Here is an 18,956-nt window from a genome sequence, read left to right on the forward strand (position 1 = left end):
GCGACGCGCCGATCTCCACCAGGGACTACTCGACCTCGCCTGCAGCATCATCTGCCTCCGGCGCCTTCGAAAGTCATTCTGAAACGATCAGTAAGTCCGAAGTGCCCGGGTGCATGAAGCGAGGGCCTCGTTGGTTCGTTTGTGACGACAAACCTCAAGGCCCTCGCGACTGCACTCTACGTGAAGATCGATGACTCTCTGGCAGGAGCCCGGCGGCCAGGCCGCCCGCCGAGGCTGACCGACGCCGAGCTGCTGACGCTGGCGGTGATGCAGGCCCTGCTCGGCTTCGTCTCCGAGGCCCGGTGGCTCCGCTTCGCCCGCACCCATCTGGCGGCCGAGTTCCCGTACCTGCCCGACCGGTCCGGCTACAAGAAGCGCCTGCGGGCCTCGAACACACTGATCAGCCGATTCATCCGAACCCTGACCCGGGATACCGACCTGTGGCACGACGACGTGTGGGTCGTCGACTCCACGCCCGTCGAATGCGCCCGCTCCCGACCCGCCGTCAAACGCTCCGACCTGGCCGGCTGGGCCGGCTACGGCTACTGCCCCTCGCACTCACGGTTCTTCTGGGGCCTGCGGCTGCATTTGCTCTGCACACCCGGCGGGCTCCCGATCGCCTGGGCGCTGGCCAACCCCAAGGCCGACGAACGCGAGGTGCTGGCCGACATGCTCACCCGCGACCAGGACCTCTTGGCCACCCACCCCGGACAGACGATCGTCGGCGACAAGGGCTACGTCTCCAAACACCTCGACGCCCTCCTGGCCCAGCTCGGCCTGACCCTGCTCAGGCCGAGCTACCGCAACCTGAAACCCCGGCCAGGAGAACACCTGCTCAAGCCGATCCGTCAGCTCATCGAGTCGGTCAACGACACCCTCAAGGGCCAACTCGACCTCGAACGCCACGGGGCCAGGACACCCGCAGGTGTCCTGGCCCGAGTCGGCCAACGAGTCCTCGCCCTGACCACCGCCATCTGGCACCACCGTCGAACCGGCACCCCGACCACCCGATCGCACCGAACCGCGCACCGGCAGGGAGTCCAGGACCGGGTGGCCCAGGCCCCTGTCAGCGGGGGCGGGCCGGCCGCTGTACGGGGCCAGCTTCAACCGTCCGGGCGCGGCGGGGTCGGGGCCGGTGGTGCCGACCCCGCTGGGCGGCTCGGGCGCTTCTCCTGTTGACCTCGGCCGATTCTCCCCGCCGACGCGAACCGCGAGCGTTGAGGGGTGGATCCCGTGAGGCAGCCCGGTCGGGCGCGCCGAATGGTATACGACCCGATCAACTGTAATCATCCAACTACAAGGAGTCATTCTCTCCTTTCAGACCTCAAGGAGCTTTGATGAACCGTTTTACCAAGGTGTCGGTCACCGCCCTGGTCTCGCTTGCCGCGAGCCTGGGCACGCTCGCTTCCACCACGTCCCCGGCAGTGGCGTCCACTGCCGACGTGTGCGGCGGGGCCGTCAGTGACTACACCGGCGTCAACAGCCCCGACGCGGCCTTCACCGGTACCGCCACTGACGGCGCCACGAGCCGGCCGTTCAGCATCACCCCCCAGGCGCACAACAGCTCGCTGATCAAGACGGAACTCGTCACGGGCACCAACGACACGTACGCAATCGCCAACTTCCTGCTGGGTGTGAACAGCCTTGGTCGAGGCACCATCGACTTCCCGATCTTCGGGGGCACTGGCGGAAGCAGCGACATCCAGTGCGAGAACGGCACCCGGGTCACCCGGATCACTGGCCTCCTTCACGTCATGGACGCTGCCAAGCCGTTGGAGTTCACCGTCAGCCGTTCCTGATTCCCACGGCTAGCCCTCGGGCTGAGCCGCAGAATGACGGCGCATAGGTGCTTCGGTGCGGGTCGATGTCCCGCACCGGAGCACTATCGATGAGCCCCCGTGGCGGGTGCGGGACCTCGGGCATCCGTGGAGGGTGCCGAGGGGCCGTTGCCGACCCTGCCGGGGCCGTTCCCCGAGCCCGCACGGCCTTCCCGTGTCCGTGCCGCGCGCGAACGAAGCGACCCAAGGACCCCAGTACCCATGACGGACGCACTCCGTGCTGTCTTCCTCGATCCCTCCGAACCCGCAGGTCCCGCTACGCCCGAAAGGCTGAGGCCACCAGGGCCCACCGACGGGCGCGAGCGGATCGCGCTCATCGGTATCGGTTGCCGACTGCCCGGAGGCGCCAACGACCACCGGTCGTACTGGCGGAACCTGGTCGACGGCAAGGACTGCCTCACCGCGACCCCGCGCAGCCGGTACGACGTGGCCACACTGGGCAGCCGGGACAAGGCCAAGCCCGGCCGACTGGTCGGTGGCCGGGGCGGCTACATCGACGGCTTCGACGAGTTCGACCCGGCGTTCTTCGGGATCAGCGGCCGGGAGGCCGACCACATGGACCCGCAGCAGCGCAAGCTGCTGGAGGTCACCTGGGAGGCGCTGGAGGACGGCGGGCAGAAGCCGGGTGAGCTGGCGGGCCGTGATGTCGGTGTCTACATCGGCGCTTTCACCCTCGACTACAAGATCCTCCAGTTCTCCGACCTGTCCTTCGAGACCCTCGCCGCGCACACCGCCACCGGCACGATGATGACGATGGTGTCGAACCGGATCTCGCACTGCTTCGACTTCCGCGGCCCCAGCGTCTCCCTCGACACCGCGTGCAGCTCCTCGCTGGTCGCGGTCCACCTCGCCGCCCAGAGCCTGCTGCGTGGCGAGACCGACCTCGCACTGGCCGGCGGCACCCTGCTGCACCTCGCCCCGCAGTACACCATCGCCGAGACCAAGGGCGGTTTCCTCTCCGCGGACGGCCGCTCGCGCGCCTTCGACGCCGCCGCCGACGGCTACGTCCGGGCCGAGGGCGTCGCAGTGGTGGCGCTCAAGCGGCTCTCCGACGCGCTGCGCGACGGCGACCCGGTCCATGCCGTCATTCTCGGCAGCGGCGTCAACCAGGACGGCCGCACCAACGGCATCACGGTCCCCAACCCGGACGCCCAGGTCTCCCTGATCGAGCGGGTCTGCGCCGAGGCCGGGATCACTCCCGGCAGCCTCCAGTACGTCGAGGCGCACGGCACCTCCACCCCGGTCGGGGACCCGATCGAGGCGAACGCGCTGGCCCGGGCCCTCGCGGTCGGCCGCCGGCCCGGCGACCGGTGCTACGTCGGCTCGGTCAAGACCAACATCGGGCACACCGAAGCCGCCTCGGGGCTGGCCGGGCTGATCAAGGCCGCGCTGGCGCTGGAACATCGGGTGATCCCCCCGCACATCAACCTGGAGACGCTCAACCCGGCGATCGACCCGGCCGCCCTGCCGTACCGCATCCCGCTCGAACCCACCCCGTGGCCCGAGCACCAGGGCCCGGCCCGGGCCGGGGTCAACTCCTTCGGCTTCGGCGGCACCAACGCCCACGTCCTGCTGGAGGCTGCCCCCGAGCCGGTACTCGCGCCTGCTGGGCCGCGGCGGCCCTGCCATACCGTCCTGCCGCTGACAGCCCGAGATGCCGTCGCCCTGCGGGGGCTGGCCGCCGGTGTCCGGGAGGAGCTGGCTGCCGGTGTGTCCCTGTCCGATCTCGGCCACACCCTGGCCCACCGCCGCCAGCACTTGGACGCCCGGCTCTCCGTCGTCTACGACTCCCGTACGGCGCTGGACGAGGCGCTCGCCGCCTACCTGCGCGGCGAGCAGCACCCCCGGGTGCACGCCGGCCGGCGCCGGGAGGCCCGGGACCGCCGGTTGGCCTGGGTGTTCACCGGCATGGGCCCGCAGTGGTGGGCGATGGGCCGGCAGCTGTTCGCGACCGAACCCGTCTACCGCGAGGCCGTCGAGGAGTGCGCCGATCACCTCGACCGGCTCACCGACTGGTGCCTGCTGGACGAACTCGCCGCCGACGAGGGCGGTTCGCGGATGGCCGAGACCTGGCTCGCCCAGCCCGCCAACTTCGCGCTGCAGACCGGCCTGGCCGCGCTCTGGCGCAGCCGCGGCGTACACCCGGACGCGATCGTCGGCCACAGCACCGGCGAGGTCGCCGCCTTCCACCAGGCCGGGGTCTACGACCTGGCCGACGCGGTCAAGGTTGTGGTGCACCGCAGCCGGCTCCAGCAGAAGCTGGCCGGTACCGGTGGCATGCTCGCCGTCGCGCTCTCCGAGGCCGAGGTCGCCCGCAGGATCCGCCCCTACGGCGAGGCCGTCTCGATCGCCGCCGTCAACAGCCCGACCTCACTCACCCTCGCCGGGGCCACCGACGCGCTTGCCGACCTGGCCGCCGCGCTCACCGTCGAGCAGGTCTTCGCCCGCGCGCTGGCCGTCGAAGTGCCGTACCACAGCGCTCGGATGGAGCCGATCAAGGCGGAGCTGCTGGAGGCGCTGACCGACCTCAAGGCCCGTCCGGCGCAGGTGCCGCTCCACCTCACCGGCTGGGAGGGCGTCGGGCACGGGCCCGAGCTGGACGCCGGGTACTGGTGGCACAACGTCCGCGACAGCGTCCGTTTCCAGCAGGCTGTGGAGCGGCTCGCCGACGACGGCTACAGCCTCTTCCTGGAGATCGGGCCGCACCCGGTGCTCGGCCGCGCCATCCAGGAGACCCTCGCCGTCCGGCCCGCAGGCCCCGACCGGCCCGAGGCGGTGGTGCTGCCTTCGATCCGCCGCCAGGAGGACGAGTCGGCCTGCTTCGCCACGTCCCTGGCCTCCCTGCACAGCCTCGGAGTCGAACCGGACTGGCACGTCCTGCAGCCCGCCGGGTGCCCGGTGCCGCTGCCGTGCTACCCCTTCCGCCGGGACCGGCACTGGGTCGAGCCGCGGCCGGTCGAACAGGTCCGCCAGGGGCGGGTGGATCACCCGCTGCTCGGCCGGCGTCTGGCCTGCGCCGAACCGGCCTGGGAGGCCCGGCTCGACACCGAGGCGCTGCCCTACCTGGAGGACCACCGAATCCAGGGCAACGTACTCTTCCCGGCGGCCGGCTACCTGGAGCTGGCCGTCCAGGCGGTCCGCGCGCTGACCGGCGGCACCGACGCGGTGCTCACGGGCATCGAGCTGCGCAAAGCGCTCTTCCTGCCCGACGACGAGAGCCGCGCCGTCCAGCTCACCTTGTCCGCCGAGACCGGCGGTTTCACCGTCAGCACCCTCACCGGCGATGAACGCACCGTGCACGCGGCCGGCACCGTCCGGCCGGCCCAGCGCCGCCGCACCGGTTGCCGACTGGACGCCGACGCGGTCCGCGCCCGCGCCGAGCGCAGGCTCGCCGGCCCCGACTGCTACACGGCGCTCGCCGCCCTCGGCTATCACTACGGCCCCGCGTTCCAGGGCATCGAGGAAGTCTGGATCGGCCCCGGCGAGGCGCTGGCCCGGATCCGCCCGACGGCGGCGATCGCCGGGCAGGGCGCTGGCCACCACGTCCACCCCGTGATGATGGACGCCTTCTTCCAGACCCTGCTCAGCCCGCAACTGCTCGCCCTGGACCGGCCCTGCGCCGGCATCCGGCTGCCGCTCGCCATCGACGAGGTCCGCCTCGACGCGGTCGGCGAGGACCCGCTCTGGGTGCACGCCACCGTCACCAGGGACACCGGGCACGAACTCACCGGCGACCTCGCCGTGTTCACCGAGGACGGTACGCCGCTCGGCGGGATCACCGGCTTCCGCGCCGCCGATGTGGAGAAGGCCGCGACTACCGTGAGCCTGGCCACCATCGACGGCTGGCTCGCCGAGCCGGTCTGGGTCGAACTGCCCGATCCGCCCGAACCCCCCGAACTGTCAGTCCAGCTCACTGATCACTGGCTGCTGTTCGCCGACGCGCAGGGCGTCGGCGACGCGCTCGCCGCGCGGATTCGCGCCCGCGGCGGCAGTTGCCACCTGGTCCGACCCGGCGTCGACCACCGGTGGTCCGTAGATGGCCAGGTGATTGCCACAGAGACCGGATCTGTCAATCAACTATCAAGTTTGGTAGGGGAGTTGAATGAAAAGCCGACCGTCGTGGTCCACCTCTGGAACCTTGACGCACCAGCCCTCGCGGCCGCTGACCACGCCACCGTGGCAGGTCACACCGCTGCCGGTGCCTACAGCCTGATCCCGCTCGCCGCCCTACTGTCCGCGCAACTGCCGCACAGCCGACTGCACATCGTCACCCGCACCACCCAGAGCACCGGCCCCGGCGAACCGGTCGAGCCGCTCGGCTCCCCCGCCTGGGGCATCGGCCGGGTACTGCGCCACCAGGAACTGCCCGGCCACCCTGGCAAACTGGTCGACCTCGGCCCGGCCGGCGACCCCGCCGCGGAGGCGGACGCGCTGCTGCGGGAGTTCGCGCTGGCCGACGCGGACGAGGTCGCCTTGCGCGACGGCCGTCGGCTCACCAGCCGGCTGCGCCACGCCGAAGGCCTGACCCGCCCGCTGCCGCCGAGCCTGCGCCCGGACGGTGCCTACCTGGTGACCGGAGCCTTCGGGGCGCTCGGCCGGCTGCTCTGCCGCACGCTGGCACGGCACGGCGCCCGCCGGCTGATCCTGGTCGGCCGCAGCCCCGTGCCCGCGCGCGACGGCTGGCACGACCCCGACCCAGCGAGCATCGCCGGGCGCACCATCGCCTTCCTGCGCGAGCTGGAGGCACTCGGCGCCCACCCCCTCCCGGCGGTGCTGGACATCACCGACGAACAGGCACTGGCCGACTGGCTGGACGAGTACCGCAGGTTCGACGGACCGCCGATCCGGGGCGTGTTCCACCTCGCCGGGCAGGTCCGCGACATCCTGGTGGCCGACCTGGACCGCGAGGCGTTCGACGCCGTCCACGGTCCGAAGGTGCTCGGCGCCTTCGCGCTGCACCGGCAGCTGGTCGGCGAACCGCTCGACCACTTCGTGCTGTTCGCCTCGATCGCCTCGCTACTGACCACCGCCGGCCAGACCAACTACGCCGCCGGGAACGCCTTCCTGGACGCGCTGGCCCACCATCGCCGGTCCCTCGGCCTGCCCGCGCTCAGCCTGGACTGGGGCCCCTGGGCCACCGGCATGATCGAGGAACTCGGGCTGATCGACCACTACCGCGACAGCCGCGGCATGAGCTCGCTCTCACCCGAGGCCGGGATGGCCGTCCTGGAACGGGTGCTCGGTCAGGACCGGGCCCAGCTGCTGGTCGCCACCGTGGTCGACTGGCCGGCCTTCCTCTCCTGGTACCCAACCCCGCCGCCGCTGGTCGTCGACCTGGCCGCCGCCGCCCGCGAGACCGTCCCCGCGCCACGGCAGAGCAGCCTGCTGGAGGTACTGCGCACCGCCGGTGAACAGGAGCGCCGGGCGCTGCTCACCGAGCGCTTCACCACGGTCGCCGCCGCCGTGCTGCGCGTGCCCGTCGAACAGGTCGAACCCGGCGCGGGGCTGAGCCGCCTCGGCCTGGACTCGCTGCTCGCGCTGGAGCTGCGCGCCCGGCTCACCACCGAACTCGGCACCGCCCCGCCAGTGATGGCGCTGCTGAGCGACGCCCCGGTACGGGAGCTGGTCGACGGGCTGCACGAGGGTCTGGCCGACCTGATCGAGGACGAGAGCGGGGGCCGTGCCGCGGTCGAGCGGTACGAGGACGAGTCGTGCTTCCCGCTGACCCAGAACCAGAAGGCACTCTGGTTCCTCAAGCAGCTCAATCCGGACGGCTTCGCCTACAACATCGGCGGTGCGGTGGAGGTCCGGGTCGAGCTGGAGCCGGCGCTGATGGGCGCCGCGTTCCGCGCCATGATCGAGCGTCACCCCAGCCTGCGGGCCAACTTCGTGCTGGACGGCGGCCGGGCGGTACAGCGGATCTCGGCCGAGGCCAGGCCGGACTTCCGGGTCCTCGACGTGCGGGACCTGGAGTGGGACGAGATCCACGCGATGATCGTCCGCGAGTACCGCCGGCCGTACGACCTGGAACGCGACCCGCTGGTCCGGCTACGGCTGTTCCACCGCGGGCCGCAGCGCTGGGTGATCATGAAGGCGGTCCACCACATCGTCTCGGACGCCATCTCCACCTTCACCTTCATCGAGGAACTGCTCGCCGTCTACGAGGCGCTGCGGCAGGGCCGGGCGCCCGGACTGCCCCCGGTCGGCGCTCACTACCTGAGCTTCCTCAACCGGCAGAACGAGTTCCTGGCCGGCCGCGAGGCGCCACGGATGCTGGAGTACTGGCGCTCGCACCTGCCCGCCGAGGTGCCCGTCCTCAACCTGCCGACCGACAAGCCGCGCCCGGCGGTGCAGACCCACAACGGGGCCTCGGAGTTCTTCGTCCTGAACGAGGAGCAGAGCGCCCGGGTGCACGCGCTGGCGCGCGAGCACAACGTCACCGTGTTCATGGTGCTGCTCAGCGCCTACTACCTGCTGCTGCACGTCTATTCGGGTCAGGATGACATCATCGTCGGCAGCCCGGTGACCGGGCGCACCGACGAGGAGTTCGCGGGCGTCTACGGCTACTTCGTCAACCCGCTGCCGCTCCACGTCAATCTGGCCGGGGCACCGACGGTGGCCGAGCTGCTCGACCGGGTGCGCGCCACCGTGCTGGGCGGGCTGGACCACCAGGAGTACCCCTTCGTCCTGCTGGTGGAGCAGCTGGGGCTGCAACACGACCCGAGCCGCTCGGCGGTCTTCCAGGCGATGTTCATCCTGCTCCACCACAAGGTCGCCACCGCGAAGTACGGCTACCGCCTGGAGTACATCGAACTGCCCGAAGAGGAGGGTCAGTTCGACCTCACACTGTCCGCCTACGAGGACGAGGCGGAGGGCCGCTTCCACTGCGTCCTCAAGTACAACACCGACCTCTTCCGGCCGGAGACGACGGCCCGGCTGGCCCGGCACTACGTCAACCTGCTGGACGGACTGACCCGGGCCGCCGGGGCTCGGCCGGTCACCGAGCTGGGCCCGCTCGACGCCATCGAGCGGGCCCAGGTGGTGAACCGGTGGAGCGGCGCCGACCGCCGGGTGGTCGCCGAGGACCCGGTGCACGAGCTGATCCTGCGGGCTGCCGCGGCAGACCCGCAGGCCCAGGCGGTGGCCGCTCCGGCCGAGTCCGGGCCCACCGCCCGGCTGACCTACCGCGAGCTGGAAGAGCGCTCCCGGCGGGCTGCCGCCCGGCTGCGGGAGCTGGGTGCCGGGCCCGGCACGGTGGTGGCGCTGTGCCTGGAGAAGTCCCCGGAGCTCATCGTCGCGCTGCTGGCGGTACTGCGGGCCGGCGCCGCCTATCTACCGCTCGACCCGGACCACCCGGCCGACCGGCTGGCGTACTTGGTCGAGCATGTGGGCGCCGCGCTGCTGGTCGGTGATGCCGAACGGCTCGTCCAGCTGCCCGTCCGGATCGTCACACCCGGCGAACTCAGCCAAGGGGACGCCGAATTCACCGACCGGCCGGTGGACCTGGACGCACCCGCGTACGTCGTCTACACCTCCGGCTCCACCGGCCGCCCGAAGGCCGTCCTGGTGAGCCATCGCAACCTTGCCGCCGCCAACCAGGCCTGGCGCACCGAGTACCGGCTGGACACCGACGCGCGGGTCCACCTCCAGATGGCCGCCCCGTCCTTCGACGTCTTCACCGGGGACGTGGTGCGGGCGCTCTGCTCCGGCGGCGCTCTGGTGCTGGTCAGCAGGGAGCTACTGTTCAACACCGCCCGGCTGTACGAGGTGATGCGCACCGAAGGGGTGGACGCCGGCGAGTTCGTGCCCGCCGTGGTGCGCGCCCTGACCACTCACTGCGAGGACTCCGGCCTGCGACTGGACTCCATGCGGCTGCTGGTGGTGGGCTCGGACGCCTGGAAGGTCGAGGAGTACGAGCGGCTGCGCGCCCTCACCGCCCCGCGGACCAGGCTGATCAACTCCTACGGCCTGACCGAGGCCACCATCGACAGCTCGTACTTCGAGGGCCCGGCCGACCACCTGGAGCCCAGCCGGATGGTCCCGATCGGCCGGCCCTTCCCGGGCAGCGCGTTCTACCTGCTGGACGAGCACGGCCGCCCGGTGCCGCCCGGGGTGACCGGAGAGCTGTGGATCGGCGGCTCCGGGGTCGCCATCGGCTATGTCGGCGACCCCGCGCAGACTGCCCACCGCTTCGGCACCCGGCCGCTCGGCGGGCCCGACGGCACCGAACCCGTGCGGCTCTACCGAACCGGCGACCTCGCCCGCTGGGACGCCGACGGCGGGGTGCATCTGCTCGGCCGGGCCGACTCGCAGATCAAGGTGCGCGGCCACCGGATCGAGCCGGGCGAGATCGAGAGCCAGCTCGCCGAGTGGCCCGAACTGGCCCAGGTGGTGGTCACCGTCCGAACCGACCACAGCGGCGAGAACGTGCTCTGCGCCTACTGCGTGCCCGCCCCCGGGCGGACCCTGGATCGCCGCGAGCTCCGCCGCCACCTGGCCTCCTACCTGCCCACCTTCATGATCCCCAGCCACTTCACCGAGCTGCCCGCGCTCCCGCTGACCGCCAACGGAAAGGTGGACACGGCCGCGCTGCCCGCGCCCCAGATGGAGGCCGCCGAACCGGCCGAACCGCCGGTCACCCTCTACGAGGTGCGGATGGCCGAGCACTGGCGGGCGCTGCTCGGCAATGAGGATCCCGGCCTCCAGCACGACTTCTTCGAGAGTGGCGGCAGCTCGATCAAACTGATCGAGCTGATCCACGGCCTGCAAGCCGAGTTCGACATCAGCATCCCGGTCAGCCAGCTGTTCAAGGTCACCACCCTGCACGGGATGGCCCGGACAGTGGAGGACATCATCACCGGCCGGATCGAGAGTGCCCGGCCGTACCTCCGGTTCAACCAGGAGCAGGAGCAGACGATCTTCTGCTTCCCGCCGGCCGGCGGGCACGGCCTGGTCTACCGCCAGTTCGCCACCCATCTGCCGGAGTACCGGCTGGTCGCCTTCAACTACGTGACCGGGGACGACAAGGTCGCCCGCTACGCCGACCTGGTCGAGGAAGTCCGGCCCGAAGGCCCCTGCACGCTGCTCGGCTACTCGCTCGGCGGCAATCTCGCCTTCGAGGTGGCCAAGGAACTGGAACGGCGCGGCCGGGCGGTGCCCCATGTGGTGATCATGGACTCGTACCGGCTGCCGGAGACCTTCACGCTCGGGGAGGAGCATGCCGAGGCCTTCGAACGTGAGCTGGCCGAGCATCTACGGCGGCACACCGGCTCCGACGTCGTCACCCAGGAAGCCCGTGAACAGGCCAGGGACTATCTGCAGTTCTGCAGCCGGACCCCCAACCTCGGGATGACCAGCGCGTCGCTCAGCGTGATCTCCGACGACACCAAGCTGGCGCTCTACGCGCCCGGACAGCACGGCACCTGGCACGGCAGCTCGACCACCCGTACCGCGGTGTTCCAGGGCTTCGGCACCCACGCCGAGATGCTCGACCAGGAGCACAGCGGGCGCAACGCCGACGTCGCCCGGAACATCCTCAGCGGAGCCGCCGCCCATGCGCACTGATCCTACCCGCCCACCTGTCCGAGAGGTCGACCGCCCCATGCTCCGACAGCACCCGCCGCTCTCCTACCCCTTCGAGTCGCGCGGGCTCGAAGTGCACCCCAGCTACGCCGAGTTGCGGGAACGGTCGCTGGCACGCATCCGGCTGCCGTACGGCGACGCCGCCTGGCTGGTCACCCGCTACGAGGACGTCCTCACGGTGCTCACCGACCCCCGGCTCAGCCTTGCCGCGGCGATGGGCCGCGACCAGCCCCGGATGCGACCGATGGCCCGCGTCGGCGCCGGGCTGTTCTCCACCGAGCCGCCGGAGCACACCCGACTGCGCTCGCTGGTGGCCCGCGAGTTCAGCGCCCGCCGGGTGGAGCGGCTGCGCGGCCGTACCCGGGAGCTGGCGGGCGAACTCGTCGATGCGCTCCTCGTCAAGGGCCAACCGGGCGACCTGGTCGAGGACTTCGCAATCCCGCTGCCGACCACCATCATCTGCGAGGTGCTCGGCATCCCGGTCGAGGACCACCGGAGGCTCTGGCACTGGGCGGAGGCCGTGCTGTCCGCCGTCACCCCCGGCGAGGTGCTCGCCGTCGAGGGCGAGGCCTTCATCGCGTACATGGCCGGCGTGCTGGACCTGCGCGGCCTCGAGCCCGGCGAGGACCTGCTGACCGTGCTGGTCCGGGCCTGCCGGGAGGAGGAGCTGATCAGCGAGGAGGAACTGCTCTCGACCGCCTGCGACCTGCTGATCGCCGGCTTCGTCTCCACCACCAACCAGATCGGCAACTTCCTCTACCAACTCCTCGTCAATCCGGATGAGTTGCGGCGACTGCGGGAGAATCCCGGGCTGATTCCGAAGGCCGTCGAGGAGCTGATGCGGTACGTGCCGCTGCTCACCGGGTTCAGCCTGCCGCGGTACGCCGCCGCGGATGTGGAGCTCGGCGGGGTCACCATCAGGGCCGGTGAGGCGGTGATGATCGCCACCGCCGCCGCCAACCGCGACCCGGAGGTCTTCGAGAACCCGGAGCGGCTGGTGCTGGACCGCCCCGTCAATCCGCACATCGGATTCGGCCACGGCCTCCACTACTGCATCGGCGCCCACCTGGCCCGACTGGAGCTCCAGGTGGCGATCGAGACGGTGCTGCACCGGATGCCCGGCATTCGGCTGGCCGCCCCGGAGGACGAACTGCCCTGGAAGACAGACGCGATGGTGAACGGGCTACAGGCTCTTCCGGTCGCCTGGTGATCCGCCCGACCACACACACGTCCCACGAGGAGGCTGGACAGATGGCACGGGGAAGCGACCTGAGGCGTCCCAGAGAAACCATGATCATTATCGGTGGGGGCCTCGGCGGCCTCTCGACCGGCTGCTACGCGCGGATGAACGGCTACCGCACCCAGGTCTTCGAGATGCACGAGATCCCCGGCGGCTCCTGCACCGGCTGGGACCGCGGCGACTTCACCTTCGACTGGTGCGTGAGCTGGCTGCTCGGCAACGGGCCGGGCAACGAGATGTACCAGATCTGGCTGGAGCTCGGAGCCCTGCAGGGCAAGGAGATGCGGCACTTCGACGTGTTCAACATCGTCCGCGGCCGGGACGGCCGGGAGGTCCGCTTCTACTCCGACCCGGACCGGCTGGAGGCCCACCTGCTGGGCATCTCCCCGGCCGACGCCGCCCCGATCCGGGAATTCTGCGACGGCATCCGGACCTTCCGCAGGGCGCTCACCGTCTACCCGTTCCTCAAGCCGGTCGGGCTGATGGGCCGGATCGAACGGTGGCGGATGCTGGCCTCGTTCCTCCCGTACCTCACCACCATCCGCAGATCGATCACGGTGCTGATGACCGACTTCGCGCAGCGCTTCCGCGACCCGCTGCTGCGCGAGGCGTTCAACTTCATCCTGTACGAGAAGCACCCGGCCTTCCCGGTACTGCCGTTCTACTTCCAGCTCGCCTCACACGCTAACCAGGCCGCCGGGGTACCCGAGGGCGGCTCGCTCGGCCTGGCCCGCTCCGTCGAGCAGCGCTACCGGCGGCTCGGCGGCGAGATCACCTACAACGCCAAGGTCGAGGAGATCCTGGTCGAGGGCGACCGGGCGGTGGGCGTACGGCTCAGTGACGGCCGGGAGTTCCGTGCCGACATCGTGGTCTCCGCCGCGGACGGGCACACCACCGTGATGAAGCTGCTCAAGGGCCGCTACCTGAACGACACCTACCGCCGGCTCTACACCTCGCTCATCGACGAGCCCGGCCAGCTCTCACCCGGGTACGTCTCGCTCTTCCTCGGCCTGCGCAAACCCTTCCCGGAGGGCGACCCGTGCACGACCTATTTGATGACTGACCGTCAAGCCGGTGAGCTCACCGGAATCCGTTGCCCGAGCGTGAACGTGCAGTTCCGCACCCGGCACTACCCGGAGCTGGCACCCCGCGATTCCACCATCGTGTTCGCCACATACTTCTCCGACATCGGCCCCTGGCGGGCACTGAGCGAGGGCCCGGAGCAGTCCTCCCGGGTGCGTCGCGGCGAGGAGTTGCACACTCTGCCGGTCAAGCACGGCCGGGAGTACCTGGCGGCCAAACGGAGGGTCCGGAACACCATCTCCTCCTTCCTGGACGAGCGGTTCCCCGGCTTCAAGGACGCGGTCGCCGTCGCGGACGTCTCCACCCCGCTCACCCAGGTCCGCTACACCGGGGTGTACGACGGCACCTTCCCGGGCTGGAACCCGTTCGTCGAGGGCAGCGAGACCGTCGAGCAGGAGATCAAACGGAACGGGCCGGTGCTGCCCGGCCTCGCGAACTTCTACCTGTCCGGGGTCTGGGCCACCATCGGCGGGCTGATCCGAGCGGCCGCCGCCGGCCGGCACGTCATGCACTTCATCTGCCGGGATGACGGGCGGGAGTTCACCGCCTCGATCGACGACAGCGAGTCGGCGCCCACCCACCTGATCATCCCCGTCGACCGGCCGACGCTGCCCACGGAGGCGGCAGAGCCCGCCGAACCGGTTGGGTCGGCTGAGCCGACCACCACCGTTACGACAGGAGCCCTGGCATGAAGATCGAGAAATGGGTCGTCCGTGAGCACCTCGGCGGGGTGCCGGACGTCAACCGGGTCTACCAGAAGGTGGTCGAGGACATCGAGATCGACCTGCTGCCGGACGAGATGCTGCTCCGGACCCGGTACGTCTCGGTCGACCTCTACCAGAACGGCCTCGCCCTGGAGACGCCGATCGGCCGACACATGATCGGTGATTCGATCATGGAGGTGATCGAGGCCGGGCCGCAGGCCGCATACCGGCCCGGCGACCTCGTCCAAGGCTACGGCGGGTGGCGCAGTCACGTTGTCCACAACGGGACCGAGGAACGGTGGAAGACCGGCGCCTTCCCGATGGTCTTCCCGGCCTACCGCCGTCTCAACCCGGCCCACCACGATGAGCAGTTGCCGCTCTCCAGCGCACTCGGCGTCATGGGCGTACCGGGAATGACGGCCTGGGGCACGCTCACCCAGTTCCTGGCCGTACGGCCCGGCGATACCGTGGTGATCAGCGGTGCCTCCGGCTCGATCGGCACCCTGGTGGGGCAACTGGCCAAGCGCGCCGGCGCCCGCCGGGTGGTCGGCACCACCGGCTCCCCGGCCAAGGTGGAGTACCTGCGCGAACTCGGCTTCGACGCGGTGGTGCTCTACGACCAGCGGGACGACGCCGAACTGGCACGGCAGCGGCTGCTGGCGGCCGCGCCCGACGGCATCGACCGCTACTTCGACAACCTCGGCGGGAGCCTCACCGACGCCGCGTTCACCATGCTCAACAGGGACAGCCGGGTCGCCGTCTGCTGGCAGTGGGCGACCACCGTGACCGGCGAGCTCACCGGACCCCGGCTGCTGCCGTACATCATGTTCCCGCGCACCACGATCCGCGGCATCTTCGCCCAGGACTGGTTCACCGAGCCGCTGTTGGCCGAGATGCGCTCCGACCTCGGCGGGCTGATCCGGCGCGGGGAGATCCGCTACGACCAGACCGTGTTCAAGGGCTTCGACGCGATCCCGGCGGCCTACCGGAGCCTGTACATCGACCGGGACGCCCACCGGGGCAAGGTGATGGTCGAGGTGTGACGACCTGTAACGAGCGGGGGCGGGCCGTTGGCCTGCCCCCGGTCACTCGTCGCCCCTCGCGCCGGCTTCAGCCCGCCGTACTGAGGCCTCGGTGGTCACCGGCATGGGCGAGGAAGTCGGAGAAGGGCGCGAAGTCGGCGCTGTTCCACCGCTCGGGCCGCATCCGGATGGTGATGTCGTGGACCAGTTGCTCGGTGGTCGACTCAAGGTACGCGTCGGCTTGTGCGGGCGGCATGTAGCGGTGGGCCAGCGCGGCGCGCTCGGCCGGGTCGACAGGGTCCTCGATCGCCACGACCGGGCCCTCCGCGCTGACGTAGCGACAGGGCGGCGTCCCCACCTGAGCGCAGATCGCGAACCGGCCGGACGCCCGGATCAGGCGGCTCTTCATCGAGTTCCTGCCGGTGGTGATCGTGATGTTCCCTCCGGGCCGGTAGGAGTACCAGATCGGCACGGCGAGCAGGCCGGAAGCCGGCTCAGGGCCATTGCCGATCACGGCCAGCACCCCCACCTGCGGGGAGGCCAGAAAGCTCTCGCGATCGGCTTTACTCATAGCGAAGGGCATGGCGGTACCTTCCCGGAAGCAGGGCCCGTGTGTCCCGGTCGGGGTGGGCGGTTCCTGACGCGTACCCGGCTGGCCGCTCGCTCGATCGGGGGGCCTCCGTCAATCACCCTCAAGAGTGGACCGAAGGGGTGGACCCCAAGGTCTGGTTCTTTACCCCGGTTTGTGGAGTTCCGAGAAGCGGATCTTCGGGCCCGTGGGGAGGATGCCCTCATGGCTGCTGCGAGGTACTCGGGGGGGTGCCCCTATGTGTTTGGTCAAGGGGGTTGGTGGCGGGTTCGAGGGAACGCCTGGCACTCTGACGGGCATGGAAGGCGAGTCGACTGTCCAGGTGTCCGCTGATGAGGGCTTGCGGCCGTGTGACGTCTGCGGTCACCCGGTCGTCCTGGACTCGGTCGACGAGTACGACTGTCCGGTGTGTGGGGATTCGGAATCCCGGTGACTCAGACCGAGGCGGTGGGCCGGGGTTCGTGGAAAGTCCCGTCGCGGAGCATGGCGAAGAGGACGTCGGCCCGGCGCCGGGCGAGACAGAGCAGGGCCTGGGTGTGGTGCTTGCCCTGGGAGATCTTCCTGTCGTAGTAGGCCCGCGATGCCGGGTCGCCCAGGGCCGCGAACGCAGAGAGGAAGAAGGCCCGCTTGAGCTGCTTGTTTCCTCTCCTGGAGGGCTGTTCGCCGCGGATCGAGGACCCCGAACTCCGGGTCGCCGGGGCGAGGCCGGCATAGGCGGCGAGGTGGCCGGCGGTCGGGAACGTGCTGCCGTCGCCGACCTCGATCAGGATCCGGGCTCCGGTCCTGACGCCGACTCCCGGCATCGAGGTCAGGACCTTCGAAAGAGGGTGGTCCTCCCGGAGTTCCTCGATCCGTCCGGCCAGCAGCTTGCGCTGGTCGAGGACGGCAGCCAGGGATCCGGCCAGGCTCGGGACGATCAGCGCGGCCGCTTCGGTCCCCGGAACGACGACCGTCTGCTCGTCCAGCGCTGCGAAGATGTCCTCGACCAGCCGCTCGGCCATCCTCGGCGCCTTCGGCCGCAGCAGCGTGACCAGCCGCCGACGGCCCGCCTTACGTATCTGTGCGGGTGAGCCGAACCGCTCCAGCAGGGTCAGGACGGCCGGGTGCTGCAACCGCGGCCCCAGCACCCGTTCCAGCGACGGGTGGATCTGGGTCAGCAGGCCGTGAAGCCGGTTCGCGACCCTGGTCGCCTCGCCGGCCAGATCGTCGTCGAACCCGACGATCACCTCCAGCTCGGCGATCGTCTCGTCCTCGCCGTCGATGGCCCGCAGCGTGTGCGGCATCGCCCGGGCCGCGTCCGCGATGATGAACGCGTCTCTCGCGTCGGTCTTCGCCTCGCCCGGGTAGAGGTCTGCGATCCTTCGCATCGTCAGCCCCGGCAGGTAGGCGACCGGGCAGTCCATGGCCCGCGCGACCGCCAGTGGCAGGGCTCCGATCGAGGCGGGCTGGTCGACCACGACCAGTACCGTCCCGTGCTTGGCCTGCAGCTTGGCGAACAACTCGCGGAGCTTGGGCTCGGTATTGGGCAGACGCTTGTCGAACGCCTTCTTCCCGGCCGGGGTGACGGCGGTGGCGTGATGTTCGCCCTTGCCGACGTCCAGGCCGAGGAAGACGTCGATGTCGCCGGTGTCGATCACGTGCAGGCCCCTCCACCACACCTCTCGTCCGGCCTTGCCTGGGCACCGAGCTGCCACATCCACGTTACGGAGAGCTCCTCCGGCGTTGGGTGGAGCCGGTGCTCAAGCCCCTCATCAGCGGTCCGTCGATGCCTTCGGGCCCGGTGACACCACCTCCCGGATCATGGACAACAAGGGGGGAAGTCATGCCGGACCCGAAGGCCGGTAGCCCCATTGCGGAGCCATGAAGACCGTAACGGGGGGTCAAGCAGGAAGCGGTCGCGCTGGTGGAGTCGGGCGGTCGGCGCATCCCGTCCGTGGCGCGCAAGCTACGCCAGTGGGTCGCTCGGTCACGGGCGGCCGTGGCCGCAGCCGCGTCGGGTGCGGGCCAGTTGCCCCCCGGCCGAGCGCGAGGAACCATGTTGCCTGCGCAAGCAGGTCCGTGAGCTGGAGCCGGCGACGGAGATCATGCGAAAGGCAGCCGCGTACTTCTCCAAGGAGATGGGTCGATGACCGGCCGCTGACGGTTCATCTCCGACATCAAGGGTGTCGGCTGCGGGACCTCCCAACGTCGAGAACACGCGAGAACAGGCACGGGCGCTGTCCCGGCCCGAGGGGTCCAGAACAGTGTGGTGGGTAGTCAGTGCGGGACGAGTCAGCCGGTAACGGTAACGCCCACGTGCCCGTGGAGCGCGTCCAGGAGCACGGTCTGCCACTCGGTCGGCTTCCCGCCGGTGCGGGCCCAGTACTGCTTGCGCAGCCCAGTCCCGGGCCGGAACGCCGGGTCGTCGCCCAGGCCGGTGCGGTTCGCCGGACCCTCCGTGGTGCCGCCAGCGGCGAGGTAGGCGACCAGACGGCGGTAGCGGCGGTTCCAGTCCAGCTCCAGGCGCCACAGCCCTTCCAGTGCGGTGAGCACTGCGGCCTGCTTGACAGACAGGTTGTCGGCCTTGCTCTGGCGGCGCATCCAGGCGCTGACCGCGTAGCCGTCCAGCTTCTCGGCGGCGGGGATCGCGAGGCGGCCGTGCTGGGCGGCTCAGGCACGGGGGTAGGCGTGGCCGCGCTCCCAGGCGTTCGCGTGCTTCGACCAGACCATCCCCAGCGCCTCCAACTCGCTGACCCGGGCCGTGTCGGCGGGACGGATGGCGTCGCCGAGGGCAGCTTCGTGCAGGAGCTCGGTGAAGCCAGCCCGGTAGAGGGAGAGGTGGCGGGATCCTCGCAGGCGGGGCTCCACCGGCCAGCGGCCGGCGAACAGCCGCAGACCGTGTCCCCTCGCCCGGCGCGG

At 70.6% G+C, this 18,956-nt stretch carries 9 protein-coding genes and 1 pseudogene; 6 read left to right on the top strand and 4 right to left on the bottom strand.

The annotated features are described in order from the left end of the window. Positions 1–141 precede the first annotated feature (141 nt). The 6 genes and pseudogenes from ACFV8H_RS34600 to ACFV8H_RS34625 form a co-directional block, all read left to right on the top strand. A pseudogene (locus tag ACFV8H_RS34600) lies at positions 142–1,014 on the top strand (IS982 family transposase); the annotation flags it as partial. Positions 1,015–1,337: 323 nt separating this feature from the next. Further along, a complete protein-coding gene (locus tag ACFV8H_RS34605; protein WP_380407823.1) occupies positions 1,338–1,799 on the top strand; it encodes a hypothetical protein in 462 nt (153 codons plus the stop codon). A gap of 240 nt (positions 1,800–2,039) precedes the next feature. Continuing rightward, entirely contained in the window at positions 2,040–11,402 is a 9,363-nt protein-coding gene (locus ACFV8H_RS34610) for an amino acid adenylation domain-containing protein (RefSeq protein WP_380407824.1), read from the top strand. A 37-nt stretch (positions 11,403–11,439) separates the two neighbouring features. Further along, positions 11,440–12,630 (top strand): cytochrome P450, encoded by a 1,191-nt coding sequence (locus ACFV8H_RS34615; RefSeq protein WP_380407825.1) that lies wholly within the window; start codon positions 11,440–11,442, stop codon positions 12,628–12,630. Positions 12,631–12,710: 80 nt separating this feature from the next. Beyond that, the gene (locus ACFV8H_RS34620) at positions 12,711–14,435 is read left to right on the top strand and encodes a phytoene desaturase family protein (protein ID WP_380407827.1); all 1,725 of its coding nucleotides are present in this window, start codon (positions 12,711–12,713) and stop codon (positions 14,433–14,435) included. Further along, on the top strand, positions 14,432–15,490 hold the full coding sequence (locus tag ACFV8H_RS34625; protein WP_380407828.1) for an MDR family NADP-dependent oxidoreductase: 1,059 nt from the start codon (positions 14,432–14,434) through the stop codon (positions 15,488–15,490). Before ACFV8H_RS34620 ends, ACFV8H_RS34625 begins: the two co-directional genes overlap by 4 nt. Before the next feature lie 67 nt (positions 15,491–15,557). Here ACFV8H_RS34625 and ACFV8H_RS34630 read toward each other — a convergent pair whose 3' ends face one another. The 4 genes from ACFV8H_RS34630 to ACFV8H_RS34645 all read right to left on the bottom strand — a co-directional run bounded on the left by ACFV8H_RS34630 (position 15,558) and on the right by ACFV8H_RS34645 (position 18,905). Further along, on the bottom strand, positions 15,558–16,052 hold the full coding sequence (locus ACFV8H_RS34630; RefSeq protein ID WP_380407830.1) for a pyridoxamine 5'-phosphate oxidase: 495 nt from the start codon (positions 16,050–16,052) through the stop codon (positions 15,558–15,560). Positions 16,053–16,492: 440 nt separating this feature from the next. Continuing rightward, complete coding sequence (locus ACFV8H_RS34635) at positions 16,493–17,695, bottom strand: IS110 family transposase (protein WP_380407832.1); 1,203 nt, start codon at positions 17,693–17,695, stop codon at positions 16,493–16,495. A 634-nt stretch (positions 17,696–18,329) separates the two neighbouring features. Continuing rightward, on the bottom strand, positions 18,330–18,638 hold the full coding sequence (locus tag ACFV8H_RS34640) for a hypothetical protein (protein WP_380407834.1): 309 nt from the start codon (positions 18,636–18,638) through the stop codon (positions 18,330–18,332). A gap of 69 nt (positions 18,639–18,707) precedes the next feature. After that, a complete protein-coding gene (locus tag ACFV8H_RS34645) occupies positions 18,708–18,905 on the bottom strand; it encodes a hypothetical protein (protein WP_380407836.1) in 198 nt (65 codons plus the stop codon). Between the last annotated feature and the right edge of the window lie 51 nt (positions 18,906–18,956).

The sequence above is a fragment of the Kitasatospora sp. NPDC059827 genome (genome assembly GCF_042731675.1).
In the GTDB taxonomy this organism is placed as follows: Bacteria; Actinomycetota; Actinomycetes; order Streptomycetales; family Streptomycetaceae; genus Kitasatospora.

Excerpts from the sequence above, each read along its gene's own strand:
- ACFV8H_RS34615 (WP_380407825.1), top strand. The coding sequence starts at position 11,440 with ATGCTCCGACAGCACCCGCCGCTCTCCTACCCCTTCGAGTCGCGCGGG.
- ACFV8H_RS34625 (WP_380407828.1), top strand. The coding sequence starts at position 14,432 with ATGAAGATCGAGAAATGGGTCGTCCGTGAGCACCTCGGCGGGGTGCCG.
- ACFV8H_RS34610 (WP_380407824.1), top strand. The coding sequence starts at position 2,040 with ATGACGGACGCACTCCGTGCTGTCTTCCTCGATCCCTCCGAACCCGCA.
- ACFV8H_RS34605 (WP_380407823.1), top strand. The coding sequence starts at position 1,338 with ATGAACCGTTTTACCAAGGTGTCGGTCACCGCCCTGGTCTCGCTTGCC.
- ACFV8H_RS34630 (WP_380407830.1), bottom strand. The coding sequence starts at position 16,052 with ATGCCCTTCGCTATGAGTAAAGCCGATCGCGAGAGCTTTCTGGCCTCC.
- ACFV8H_RS34640 (WP_380407834.1), bottom strand. The coding sequence starts at position 18,638 with ATGCGCCGCCAGAGCAAGGCCGACAACCTGTCTGTCAAGCAGGCCGCA.
- ACFV8H_RS34620 (WP_380407827.1), top strand. The coding sequence starts at position 12,711 with ATGATCATTATCGGTGGGGGCCTCGGCGGCCTCTCGACCGGCTGCTAC.